Source organism: Sporolactobacillus terrae, from assembly GCF_019930545.1.
Taxonomy (GTDB): Bacteria; Bacillota; Bacilli; order Bacillales; family Sporolactobacillaceae; genus Sporolactobacillus; species Sporolactobacillus terrae.
The window spans coordinates 815,552-828,235 of the sequence record NZ_CP082837.1; the positions used below are offsets into that span (position 1 = coordinate 815,552).

13 protein-coding genes, 1 pseudogene and 1 other annotated feature are annotated in these 12,684 nt (G+C 44.8%); of the genes and pseudogenes, 13 read left to right on the top strand and 1 reads right to left on the bottom strand.

From position 1 onward, the window contains the following. Positions 1 to 17 precede the first annotated feature (17 nt). Positions 18 to 1,178 (top strand): cell division protein FtsZ, encoded by a 1,161-nt coding sequence (gene ftsZ, locus K7399_RS03690; RefSeq protein ID WP_028977881.1) that lies wholly within the window; start codon positions 18 to 20, stop codon positions 1,176 to 1,178. Between the two features lie 117 nt (positions 1,179 to 1,295). Here ftsZ and K7399_RS03695 read toward each other — a convergent pair. Beyond that, a pseudogene (locus K7399_RS03695) lies at positions 1,296 to 1,538 on the bottom strand (IS30 family transposase); the annotation flags it as partial. Positions 1,539 to 1,867: 329 nt separating this feature from the next. On the opposite strand from K7399_RS03695, the gene spoIIGA reads away from it, so the two are divergent. The 12 genes from spoIIGA (at position 1,868) to K7399_RS03755 (ending at position 12,660) form a co-directional block, all read left to right on the top strand. Then, the gene (gene spoIIGA / locus K7399_RS03700) at positions 1,868 to 2,791 is read left to right on the top strand and encodes a sigma-E processing peptidase SpoIIGA (RefSeq protein ID WP_172968964.1); all 924 of its coding nucleotides are present in this window, start codon (positions 1,868 to 1,870) and stop codon (positions 2,789 to 2,791) included. A 24-nt stretch (positions 2,792 to 2,815) separates the two neighbouring features. Then, entirely contained in the window at positions 2,816 to 3,526 is a 711-nt protein-coding gene (sigE, locus tag K7399_RS03705) for an RNA polymerase sporulation sigma factor SigE (protein ID WP_028977883.1), read from the top strand. 173 nt (positions 3,527 to 3,699) lie between these two features. Next, positions 3,700 to 4,479: an RNA polymerase sporulation sigma factor SigG gene (gene sigG / locus K7399_RS03710; protein WP_028977884.1), complete on the top strand. Its 780-nt coding sequence runs from the start codon at positions 3,700 to 3,702 to the stop codon at positions 4,477 to 4,479. A gap of 338 nt (positions 4,480 to 4,817) precedes the next feature. Then, positions 4,818 to 5,084, top strand: a complete 267-nt coding sequence (locus K7399_RS03715; protein ID WP_028977885.1) for a YlmC/YmxH family sporulation protein — start codon at positions 4,818 to 4,820, stop codon at positions 5,082 to 5,084. Between the two features lie 80 nt (positions 5,085 to 5,164). Further along, entirely contained in the window at positions 5,165 to 5,992 is an 828-nt protein-coding gene (pgeF, locus tag K7399_RS03720; RefSeq protein WP_028977886.1) for a peptidoglycan editing factor PgeF, read from the top strand. Positions 5,993 to 5,995: 3 nt separating this feature from the next. Further along, entirely contained in the window at positions 5,996 to 6,676 is a 681-nt protein-coding gene (locus K7399_RS03725) for a YggS family pyridoxal phosphate-dependent enzyme (RefSeq protein ID WP_028977887.1), read from the top strand. 15 nt (positions 6,677 to 6,691) lie between these two features. Then, positions 6,692 to 7,117: a cell division protein SepF gene (locus K7399_RS03730; RefSeq protein WP_028977888.1), complete on the top strand. Its 426-nt coding sequence runs from the start codon at positions 6,692 to 6,694 to the stop codon at positions 7,115 to 7,117. 19 nt (positions 7,118 to 7,136) lie between these two features. Continuing rightward, positions 7,137 to 7,400, top strand: a complete 264-nt coding sequence (locus tag K7399_RS03735) for a YggT family protein (protein WP_028977889.1) — start codon at positions 7,137 to 7,139, stop codon at positions 7,398 to 7,400. A gap of 9 nt (positions 7,401 to 7,409) precedes the next feature. After that, positions 7,410 to 8,183: a YlmH family RNA-binding protein gene (locus K7399_RS03740; protein WP_028977890.1), complete on the top strand. Its 774-nt coding sequence runs from the start codon at positions 7,410 to 7,412 to the stop codon at positions 8,181 to 8,183. A 36-nt stretch (positions 8,184 to 8,219) separates the two neighbouring features. Beyond that, positions 8,220 to 8,744, top strand: coding sequence for a DivIVA domain-containing protein (locus K7399_RS03745; protein ID WP_028977891.1), 525 nt, complete (start codon positions 8,220 to 8,222; stop codon positions 8,742 to 8,744). Between the two features lie 69 nt (positions 8,745 to 8,813). Next, positions 8,814 to 9,043 (top strand) — a binding site (T-box leader). A 60-nt stretch (positions 9,044 to 9,103) separates the two neighbouring features. Beyond that, entirely contained in the window at positions 9,104 to 11,875 is a 2,772-nt protein-coding gene (ileS, locus tag K7399_RS03750) for an isoleucine--tRNA ligase (RefSeq protein WP_028977892.1), read from the top strand. 116 nt (positions 11,876 to 11,991) lie between these two features. After that, positions 11,992 to 12,660: a TraR/DksA C4-type zinc finger protein gene (locus tag K7399_RS03755; RefSeq protein WP_028977893.1), complete on the top strand. Its 669-nt coding sequence runs from the start codon at positions 11,992 to 11,994 to the stop codon at positions 12,658 to 12,660. The last annotated feature ends 24 nt before the right edge of the window (positions 12,661 to 12,684 follow it).

Sequence of the window (12,684 nt, forward strand, 5' to 3'; positions counted from 1 at the left end):
ATGGGAGGAAATGAACAATGTATGATCACGATACGGAGATGGAACATTTAGCCAAAATCAAAGTCATTGGCGTTGGCGGCGGTGGAAATAACGCGGTTAACCGAATGATTGAAAGTGGCATTCAAGGTGTTGAATTTGTTTGCGGCAATACGGATGCGCAAGCATTAAAATTATCTAAAGCAGATATTAAACTTCAACTTGGCGAAAAACTGACACGCGGTCTAGGCGCCGGAGCGAATCCTGAGGTCGGCAAGAAGGCGGCGGAAGAGAGTCATGACCAGATTGAAGAAGTACTTAAAGGTGCCGATATGGTTTTCGTCACCGCGGGAATGGGCGGTGGAACGGGAACCGGTGCAGCTCCGGTCATTGCTGAAGTTGCAAAAGAAGTCGGCGCCTTAACGGTTGGCGTTGTGACGCGCCCGTTTACCTTTGAAGGAAGAAAAAGGGCAAAACAGGCGCAAAGTGGAATTGCCAATTTGAAGGAAAAAGTGGATACACTGATTGTCATTCCCAACGACCGACTGCTCGAAATTGTTGATAAAAACACACCAATGCTTGATGCATTTCGAGAGGCTGATAATGTGCTCCGTCAAGGGGTTCAAGGAATTTCAGATCTGATTTCCGTACCCGGCTTGATTAACTTGGACTTTGCAGATGTGAAGACGATCATGACCGAAGGCGGTTCGGCACTGATGGCGATCGGCATTGCCTCTGGTGAAAATCGTGCGGCCGAAGCGGCCAAAAAAGCGATATCCAGTCCGCTTCTTGAAAAGTCGATTGATGGAGCAAGAGGCGTCTTGATGAATATTACAGGCGGTACAAATCTAAGCCTCTATGAAGTCAATGAAGCTGCTGATATTGTAGCTACAGCTGCTGACGAAGAGGTCAATATGATCTTTGGTTCCGTCATCCGTGAAGAACTGGATGATGAAATTGTTGTTACTGTGATTGCGACAGGATTTGAAGAGAACAACGCGTCTTCTTCCGGAGAGGATCTTTTCATGCGGAGAAGACAAAGTTCGGAAAATGAGGGTACTGCAAAAGCACGTGACCATCATGATGAGTCTGTAAAACCTGTCGTTCAGCCTTCCAGCAGAAGGTCGCGCAGTGTTATTGATGATGAAGATACTTTGGATATTCCGACGTTCTTGCGCAATCGCCGCAGAAGAAACGAGTAATACGGTATCGCGAAACACGTTTTTGTTTTCTCCCTAATCCATGATTTCAAGCAGATAAGCCTGCGAACAAGGAAGCATAGTTCCCCTGTTCGCAGGCTTTTTTACAGGCTTGAATTGTCAAACTAAGTGCAACACCCGACGATAAAAAGCCTCAAAAAGCGTGCGCCATCCCAGACATTTGCGCGGACGGTGATTCAGTTCATCAGCGCTCTGTTGGACGTCGGCATCGGCATCTTGCTTCAGGTCTTGACCCTTAGGAAAGTATTCGCGCAACAGGTCGTTTGTATTTTCATTGCTGCCGCGTTGCCAGGGCGCATGCGGTGCTGGAAAATAAAAGGGAACGCCCAGTTTTTCAGTGATCCGTCCTGCCTGTCTGAGGAGGCTCGCGGTGCGCCCGCGGCAAGCGAGCAATCGGAGCGATGATTCAACCACCGAACAAGACACGAGCCCATCACACGTGTATGAAGAAACTTTCCCAAAGGAACTTTCGCTAATTTAAAGGAACTTCCGCTAAAGGCGTGTACGTCCTGTGCACAACGCGGAAGTCACCGCATCCTGCGGAAGTTCTGTTCTTTCTCCTTCAGCGTGCGACAAAACCAGCCAAAATAACAATTAATTTCCGACCACAGATTGACAGACTTTCCTCACTAAAGCCCGTATACTGTTCCTAAACACGCAAAGAAGGTGGGATGTTGGTCGTTTATTTAGATGCAGTTTGGGCGCTTAACCTGTTTATTGATGCTTGTCTGCTGAAATTAACGGCGCTGATGCTGAAACGTCAAATGACCTGGCTTCGTCTATGGCTGGGCGCGCTCATTGCTTCCACCATCGTTCTCGTATTGTTTACGCCAGCAGCCTTCATTGTCGAGCATCCGCTGGGAAAACTCGTCTATTCGATGCTGATTATATTCACGGCTTTCGGCTACCGCCGTCTCTCGGTTTTTATGCAAAACCTTGCAGCATTTTATTTTACTGCGTTCGCTATTGGCGGTGGCTTGTTCGCGGCCCATTACTTCTTTCAGGACGCTTCATTTTATGCGAACAGTCGCTTTTTAAACACTATGAATTATGGGGATCCAATCAGCTGGATTTTCGTCGTCCTTGGCTTTCCTTTATTGTGGTATTTTGCGAAAAAGCGTTTGGATCAAACGGTTGTCAGAAAGTGGCACAGCAGTACCATTGCCCAGGTGTCCATACGTTTCTTTGACGACTGGATCCATGCTAAAGCAATGATCGACAGCGGGAACAAACTGGTTGATCCATTGACACAAACGCCGGTTATGTTTCTTGAGAAGAGTGTATGCAGCTCTTGTATTCCTGAGGCGCTTATTCAAAATCGACAGACCTCAGAGCCTCTTCAGCTTGAGTCGATACCGGAAGAGTGGCGACATCGTCTGGCGTGGATTCCTTACCGAGCGGTTGACGGCTCCAGCCAGCTGACGCTTGCAATCCGTCCGGACGAGGTTGTGATTTATAAGGACAATAAGCAAATGGCCTGCAGGAAAGCCTTAGTCGCTTTTACCGATCATGCGCTGAGTTCATCAGGCGATTTTAACAGTATTTTGCATCCGGACATGCTGCTCCACGGAAAAATCATTAAAACGGCTTCATAACAAAAACGGGGAGGTTGAGTCTGTATGAAATTCGGTTTTTTAAAGTTATGGCGCTGGGTATTAATAAAGCTAGGGATCAAGCCTAATGAGATTTATTATATTGGAGGAAGCGACGGACTGCCATCGCCACTAAGCAAAGAAGAAGAGGCAGCATTAATGAAAAAGCTTCCTTCAGGTGATCCAAAGGTGCGCGCAACGTTAATTGAACGAAATCTTCGTCTGGTCGTCTATATCGCTCGAAAGTTTGACAACACGCGGATTAACATTGAAGATTTGATCAGTATTGGAACCATCGGGCTCATTAAAGCTGTCAATACGTTTAATCCGGAAAAAAAGATCAAGCTCGCAACCTATGCGTCACGTTGCATTGAAAATGAAATATTGATGTACTTGCGCCGCAACAACCGTACGCGTTCTGAGGTTTCCTTAGATGAGCCGTTAAATGTTGATTGGGATGGAAATGAATTACTTTTGTCCGATGTGCTGGGCACTGAAAATGACGTGACTACGAAAAATATGGAGCGAAAGGTTGACCGGACATTGCTGAAAAAAGCGATGCTGATGCTTAATGATCGCGAAAAAGAGATCATGACCTTGAGGTTCGGCCTTGCAGGAGGCAAAGAAAAAACACAGAAAGATGTCGCTGATGAGTTAGGTATTTCGCAATCGTACATCTCACGTCTTGAAAAGCGGATTATTAAACGGTTAAAGAAAGAATTCAGCAAAATGGCTTAGCAATACGCATTCGCCGTACACACATTTTTTCACGTGCATAAAATGGACGCCTGCGGAAATACTTGAGGATATAGCAAGGTTGAAAAAGAAGCCGTTCAAGATGATGCAATCATCGATAAACATTCTTTCATCAGCCCGCTATCGCAAGTTTTCGACAGTGGGAGGTCATTTTTATGGCACGGCATAAAGTGGAAATCTGCGGAGTGGACACATCGAAACTTCCGGTTCTGAAAAATGAAGAGATGCGTAAGCTGTTCACTGAGCTTCAGTCAGGAACACTTGAAGCAAGGGAAACATTAGTGAATGGTAATCTACGATTGGTTTTGAGTGTAATTCAGCGTTTCAATCATCGCGGCGAATCGGTCGATGATTTATTTCAAGTCGGATGTATTGGATTGATGAAATCTATTGATAATTTTGATTTAAGTCAAAATGTTCGTTTTTCAACCTATGCGGTGCCGATGATTATCGGTGAAATTCGTCGCTACTTGAGGGACAACAACCCGATTCGTGTTTCCCGTTCTCTGCGGGATATGGCTTACAAAGCGCTTCAGGCAAAAGAACGCTATATTGCGAAACACTCACAAGAACCAACGACACAGGAACTCGCAAAAATACTTGATCTTCCTGTCGAAGATGTGGTTTTTGCCTTAGATGCAATTCAAGACCCAGTTTCGTTGTTTGAGCCAATTTACAGCGATGGCGGAGATCCAATCTTTATCATGGATCAAATCGGCGATGAAAAGCATAAGGATAAAGAGTGGGTCGATAATATCGCACTTAAAGAAGCAATGAACAAGCTGCATGATCGAGAAAAGCGGATTGTTGCGATGCGCTTTTTTTATGGAAAGACGCAGATGGAAGTTGCTCGGGAAATTGGCATTTCACAAGCTCAAGTTTCCCGACTGGAAAAAATGGCGATTAAGGAAATGAACGCAGAAATTGGACCGTGACACTTGCTGCTATGCAAGTGTTTTTTTGCAAGCAAAGAAAGTGTGATGTTGCTTTGTGGTACGACGATTAGCGTCATAAAAAAGGAACTTTCGCTAATTGCACATACGTCCTGTATGCAACGCGAAAGTCACCGCATCCTGCGGAAGTAGGAACTTTCGCTACACGCTACATAAAACAAAAGTTCAAATCATTTATATAAGACCGGTCTTTGCCCGGTTTATGTCGAATTGAATCGGATAAACACTATTTCCTAGGCAATGATCGGGGCAATTTTTTACTTCTCAATACGCCTGCAGCGCCATATATATTAAGGATGGGACCGTAGAGGAGGAATAAAATGCCTAGAATATCGGATTTTCAAACAAAAGAAGTGGTGAATGTTGAGAACGGTAAGCGCTTGGGGCATATCGGCGATCTTGATGTGAATCTGTCATCAGGGAAAATTGATAACTTGATTATACCAGGTGCCGGGAAAATAATGGGGATCTTCGGAAAAGATGAGGACATCGTCGTTCCTTGGAATAACATTGTACGCATCGGTGCTGATGTGATTTTGGTACGCTTTTATAACGAGCATGATTCTTCAATTCAGGGCGAAAATTAAACAATTAAAGAGATTTTTTGCCGTCTATGGTAAAATGAAAGCTAAAGGAAGGTCCTTTGAATGAGAGAGGATGGCAAATCGTGAGTGAACCCTTTTCTTTTCAAAAAGATCCATTGCTTTGTTTAAAGACGGTCGTGTCCAAAAGCCATGCGCTTTATGCGGGTTTTACGCTGCGCTCCGGTGGGACGAGTCAAGGCGCGTTTCACTCAATGAATTTAGGGCTTCATGTCGGCGATCATCCGGAACATGTTGTTGCGAATCGCCGCATTATTGCTGGAAAAACCGGCTTTCCACTTGAGCAGTGGGTATGTGCTGAGCAGGTTCATGGGATTGAAATTGCTCAGGTCGATGCGACATCGGCCGGATCAGGGGCACAATCCCTCGACACGGTCATTCCCGGAGTGGACGGTTTGTTTACAACCGAGCCGGATCTGTTGCTTGCTTTATGTTTTGCGGACTGTGTTCCAATCTTTTACTATGCGAAAGATCCGGATGTTGTCGGCATCATGCACGCAGGTTGGCGCGGTACAGTAGCCGGCGCTGCCGGCCAAATGATTGAGCAAATCTGCCGCGCGGTATCCATAAAACCTGATGCACTTCATGTTGTGATCGGTCCTTCGATCGGCTCTGACTACGAGGTTGATCAGCAGGTGATTGATAAGGTAAAGAAACTCAGAAAATCCCTTTGGACACCTTCTGTTCGTAATTGCGGCAATGGCCATTATTTGCTGAATCTCAAATTGCTCAACCGTTCCATACTTGCTGAGAGCGGAATCCCTGAGCGGCAGATTCAGATGACCGAATACAGCACATACGCCCATCCAAACTTATTTTTCTCTTATCGGCATGATCTTGGAAAAACAGGTCGCATGATGGGGTATGTCGGAATGAAGAAGAAGGAGCATTGAGTCGTGAGAGTTGCAGATAACTTAAGAAACATACAAACGGCGGTTGCCCGTGCTTGCGAACGATCAGGGCGCAGTACAGAGGATGTTACGCTTATCGCAGTCACAAAATATGTGTCGCTAGAACGAGCACAAGAAGCGGTTGATTGCGGCATTTATCACCTTGCAGAAAATCGTAAGGAAGGGCTGCTTGAGAAACAAACGATCCTTCAGGACGATCGCATCATTTGGCATTTGATCGGCACCCTGCAGACGCGTAAAGTGAAAGATATTGTGGGGAAGATCGATTATTTTCATGCTTTAGATCGATTAAAATTAGCGAATGAGTTAAACAAACGGATTGAGGAAGGAATCCTGAATTGTTTTGTCGAAGTAAATGTTTCCGGCGAAGCGTCGAAACATGGCCTTACGGAAGACCAGTTGGATACTTTTATTGATGCATTGGCGCAGTTTGAACATCTGCGCGTGATTGGGTTAATGACCATGGCACCAAATACAGAAGATATCGATGTGATCCGCCATGTTTTTCGTCGACTGCGTGAGCTGCGTGATCAGATTCGCGACCGAAAGATTAGTTATGCACCGTGTTCGGAACTGTCCATGGGTATGTCGCATGATTATGAGATCGCTGTTGAAGAAGGGGCAACATTTATCAGAATTGGCACGGCATTGGTGGGAAACGCATGAAAGGAGAAGAGCAGCATGGGTCTGAAAGGGAAATTGAAACAATTCTTTGATCTTGAGGAAACCGTGGACAGCTCAGAAGACTTTGCAGCAGCAACTGTTGATAAAGAAAAGGAAAAACCGGTTCAAAATCAGCGCTCTGTGGAAAAAAACGGAAAAATTGTTGCGATACAGAACGTCCATCAGCAAACCAAGGTCGTGCTTGTTGAACCGAAGCGTTTTGAAGAGGTTGAAGAGATTGTTGCTTACTTGAAAAGCAAACAAACGGTCATTTGCAACCTTCAAGGAACCAGTAAAGATCAAGGGCAGCGTATCTTGGATTTCATCGGGGGAACGGCCTTCGCTCTGAATGGACAGATTCGCAAAATTGGAAAGAATACATTTCTTTTTGCTCCGGAACAGGTTGATATATCCGGCATGATCAGCAACTGGCCGGAACACTAATACCATTGAGGTGAATCGTTTGATCATAGCAGCTTTTCTTGCACAAGTTATTAATATCTATTCTTGGATTTTAATTATTTACATTTTAATGTCTTGGGTCCCGAGTGTTCAGGATTCGTCGATCGGCAGATTGTTTGCCAGAGTATGCGAGCCGTTTCTTGAGCCGTTTAGGCGCATCATACCGCCAATCGGCGGTGTCATTGACCTGTCGCCAATTATTGCGTTCCTTATATTAAAGCTTGCAACGCGCGGAATCTTTTATTTGGCGTATCTTTTCGGATGAGGCCGTTCTATGTCTGTTTATGAACATTTTCGTCCCGAAGAACGTGCACTGATCGATCATTTCCTTGATTTGATCGACCAGGTGTCACAGCGATATATTCCGAGATTAACCGACTTTATGGATCCAAGACAGCAGACAATATTGAAGTCTTTAATTGGCAAAAACGATGCTGTTCATTTGTCTTTTTTCGGAGGATATGGACATGCGGAGCGTGCACGTGCTTTGTTACTTCCGCCTTATGTTGAACCGGATACAGATCCCTTTCAGCTTGCTTACCTGGACGTTCGTTATCCTGCTAAATTTGGCTCAATTGCTCACCCTGAATTGCTTGGCGCACTCTTAGGTTCGGGTATCTCCAGAAACAAAATCGGCGATCTTTTGATTGGAGACGGACAGGCGCAATTTATTTGTGTTAAAGAACTGGAACCCTATTTTATGCTTCACCTTACATCCGTTGGGAGGATGAGCGTTTCATGCCGATCAATTTCCCAAAAAAGTTTGTTACATACCGACGATGCTTGGACTTATTCAGAGGGGACCGTATCTTCGTTAAGACTGGACACGCTGCTCTCTGAAATCTATCATTTGCCAAGAGCGAAAGCGTCCGAAGCGATTGCGCGCGGCTGGGCAAAAGTAAACTGGGAAATTGTTGAAAAACGTAATTTTGATATTTGTGAGGGCGATGTGATCTCGCTCAGGGGACATGGGCGAAGTAAAATTATATCTTGCGGAGGTTTGACAAAGAAGAACAAAATTCGGTTACAATATGGTAGACTAAACTAAACGAATTATTTGTAAATTGATACGGAGGTGGCCAGGATGCCATTGACACCCTTGGATATTCATAACAAAACGTTTACACGCGGTTTTCGCGGCTATGATGAAGATGAAGTTAATGATTTTCTTGATCAAATCATCAAGGATTACGAAGCGCTGATCCGTGAAAAGAAGGATCTCGAGCAGGAAGTCAAAAATACAAGTGAAAAACTGAGCCACTTTTCCAACATTGAGACAACGTTGAATAAGAGTATTCTCGTTGCTCAGGAAACGGCAGAAGAAGTCAAGCAAAACGCAAACAAAGAAGCAAAGCTGATCGTGATGGAAGCGAAAAAAAATGCTGATCGGATCATCAATGAGGCACTTGAGAAATCACGTAAAGTGACACTGAATATTGAGGAATTGAAGAAGGAAGCCAATGTCTACCGAACACGCTTCCAGATGCTTATTGAAGCGCAATTAGAACTGCTGAAAAGTGATGATTGGAAAAGCATGAGCATTAAATCAGACGATGAAGACGCAAACAATGAAGCAGAAGGCAGCGGAATGATTCAAACGCAGGCTTGACGCAGCACGACGAATTGCATATACTGTGCTTAAATCCATTTTTTATGAGCAACATGGAATGAAAAGGATAATAAATCTGTGAGAGGGAGAGTACTTGTTGCATGGCCACTCAGCGAGCCGGGGGAAGGTGTAAGCCCGGTGTGGACGGCAGCAAGGAAGATCACCCTTGAGTTCGGGTATGAACGATCTTGAGTGAGATCGAGTAGTACTTGACGTTGATTCGCGTTAAGATAATCATGAGTGGCAGACTATTCTTTGCTCTGCTATTAGGGTGGTACCGCGGTCCTTCCGTCCCTTTGGGATGGAAGGATTTTTTATATAGTAAAAAATAGATAACAGAAAGCTGGAGGCGTATTTCTATGGATTACAAGAAGACATTATTGATGCCGAAAACAAAATTTAAAATGCGCGGCGGTCTTCCGATGAAAGAACCCAAAATGCAAGAACAATGGGATCAAGAACATATCTATGAACAATCATTAAAAGTAAACGAAGGCAAACCAACGTTTATTCTCCATGATGGCCCTCCGTATGCAAACGGAAATATCCATATTGGTCATGCTGAAAACAAAGTACTCAAGGACATCATTAACCGATTCAAATCGATGAGCGGTTATCAAACTTATTATGTTCCCGGCTGGGATACACATGGACTTCCAATCGAGCAGCAATTGGCGAAAAAAGGTATTGATCGAAAGAAAATGTCCGTTGCTGATCTTCGTGAAAAATGTAAAGAATATGCTTTGGGTCAAGTTGAACAGCAAAAGAAGCAATTTAAAAGACTGGGTGTTCGCGGGGATTGGGAACATCCTTATCTGACACTTCATAAAGCATTTGAAGCGGAACAGATCAAGGTCTTTGGAGAAATGGCGAAAAATGGATATATCTATAAAGATAAGAAAACGGTTTATTGGTCGCCTTCTTCTGAATCCGCACTTGCTGAAGCAGAAATCGAATATAAGGATGTTAAATCATACTCGATCTATGTTACGTTTCATGTCACGGATGGTAAAGGTGTTTTAAATAATGATGAGGAAGTCATCATCTGGACAACAACGCCTTGGACGATGCCATCGAACTTAGCCATTGCTGTCAATCCGAAATTTGAATACAGCGTTGTTCAAGTTGAGGATCGCAAATTTGTGGTCGCTTCCGAGCTTGTGGAGACATTGACGAAAACCTTTGAGTGGAATGAGCCAAAAGTACTTCGAACGGTGAACGGCAAAGCATTGGAACACGTCGTATGCCGACACCCGTTCTATGATCGCCCATCACTGATGATTCTTGGCGATCATGTCACATTGGATGCCGGTACCGGATGTGTGCACACCGCACCTGGTTTTGGTGCCGACGACTTCTACGTCGGCAAAAAGTATGGATTGGATATTTTGTGCCCGGTTGATGATCACGGTTGCATGACTGATGAAGCGCCTGGTTTCGAAGGGCTGTTCTATGAGAAAACCAACGAACCGGTCATCGAAAAACTAAAACAAGTCGGCGCATTGTTGAAAGTCGGCACGTTTACCCACTCCTATCCGCATGACTGGAGAACAAAAAAGCCGGTGATTTGGCGAGCGACGGAACAATGGTTCGCTTCGATCAAAGCATTCCGAGATGATATTCTCAGTGCAATTCATGAAGTTCATTGGATCCCGTCATGGGGCGATGTCCGGATGACGAACATGATCAAGGATCGCGAAGACTGGTGCATCTCTCGCCAGCGCGCTTGGGGCGTTCCGATTCCGGTATTTTATGGAGAAGACGGAGAAGCGATCATCACTGATCAAACCATCCAGCATGTGGCGGACTTGTTCCGTGAACACGGTTCGAATGTCTGGTTTAAATGGGATGTCAAAGATTTGCTTCCGGAAGGATTTACTTCAGAACATAGTCCGAACGGTATCTTCAAGAAAGAAACGGATATTATGGATGTTTGGTTCGATTCAGGTTCCTCGCACCAAGGCGTTCTGACAACTCGCGAAGGTCTGCGGCGCCCGGCAGATCTATATCTCGAAGGATCCGACCAGTACCGCGGCTGGTTTAACTCATCGCTTGCGACTTCGGTAGCGGTCACCGGCCATGCACCCTACAAACAAGTGCTGAGTCATGGATTTACGCTTGACGGCAAAGGACTTAAAATGAGCAAATCGGTGGGCAACGTCATCGACCCGATGAAAGTGATGCAGCAGTATGGCGCCGACATCATCCGACTATGGGTTGCTTCCGTTGACTATCAGGCGGATGCGCGCGTGTCCAATGAAATTCTTGGTCAGGTTGCAGAAGTTTACCGGAAGATTCGAAATACCGTTCGTTTCATGCTCGGAAACCTGAATGATTTTACCGTTGACAAAATCGTTTCAACACAAGATATGCCGGAACTGGAGCAATATATGCTCGTGAAATTGAATCATTTTATTGATACATGCCTGAACAATTACAATGACTATCAATTCCTGAATGTGTATAAAGCATTGCAGAACTACTGTTCGCTTGATCTCAGTGCTTTTTACATGGATATCGCGAAGGACGCGCTTTATGTTCAGCCTAAGGATTCGCTGGTACGCCGTTCAGCACAAACCGTTCTTTATAAAACCGTTGTTGCGATGACAAAGCTTCTTTCGCCGATTATCCCACATACTGCTGAGGAAATTTGGCAACATATCCCGGATGCGTTGAATGCCTCCAAATATGTTCAACTGACGGATATGCCGGAAAAAGAACCAATTGCCGATGCAGAAGCACTGGAAAAGAAATGGACAGCATTACTTGCTGTACGCGATGATGTGTTTAAATCACTGGAAAAAGCGCGTGATGCTAAACAAATCGGCAAGTCTCTGGAGGCTTCAGTAACCCTTTATGCGAAACCGGAAACAGCTTTTCTTAAAAACATTGAGGATCTAGACAAATTGCTGATCGTTTCTCAAGTATTGGTTAAGGATTGTGAGGGTGCTCCTGAATCTGCAGATCAGTACGATCGTCTTGCTGTTTTGGTTTCAGTAGCAGAAGGACAAAAATGCGAACGCTGCTGGGCTGTATTGCCGAGTGTCGGAGAGGATCCTGAACATCCGACTTTGTGTGCACATTGTGCAGAAACGGTACAACATGATTACCCCGGCGTATCGCTTGACTAAATGTAATGATTAAGTAAATGTTTCCCAAAACATCTAAAAAATACGCGGGCTAAAAATCCTCCTTTACTCCACACTAATTGATGTGCGCGGGTGAAAAAGGGGGATTTTTTATAGTGATGTTTGGCTATCGAAGAATCAGAAAAAGACTTATGAAACGCAAATCCGAACTGGAGCACAAACTGCACAGTGATCAGGAGACAGCCGCTGAACTCGGATCGGTTTCGGATATCGCTTCTGGAGAACTGTCACAGTACGACAATCATCCGGCAGAGTCGGCAACGCAGCTCTATGACCGGGAAAAGGATCTGGCATTTCACAAAATGGAACGGAATGAACTGGAAGAGATCAATCATGCACTGAAAAAAATCGAGAAGGGTATCTATGGGTACGATGAGAAAACCGGCGAAAGAATTCCCCGTGCACGATTAAATGCTTTCCCAACCGCACGTACACAGGTCAGTCATTCAGACCGTACACATCATAATCGGCTTCGTCCCGTGGAGGAATCGGTCATTGCAGATTTGGAAAAACAAGATGTGAACGATTTTCAGAGCAACCGTTTTAATGAAGAAAATGCATTTGATCTTGTTGCACAATTCAACGATCAAGAAGGCGTTTTTGAAGACGCACCATACAGTGATGATGAAGAAGGGATCGGTTTTGTCGAAGAATTTGAAGCATTCGCCGCAACAGATATCGGCGGATTTTCGGGTGATGATGAAATAACGGTTCTGAAAAATCATCATTATGACCATTGGGCTGCGGAGAATGAAGACAACGATTAGTGTGCTCTGTACAGCGGGCAGCTT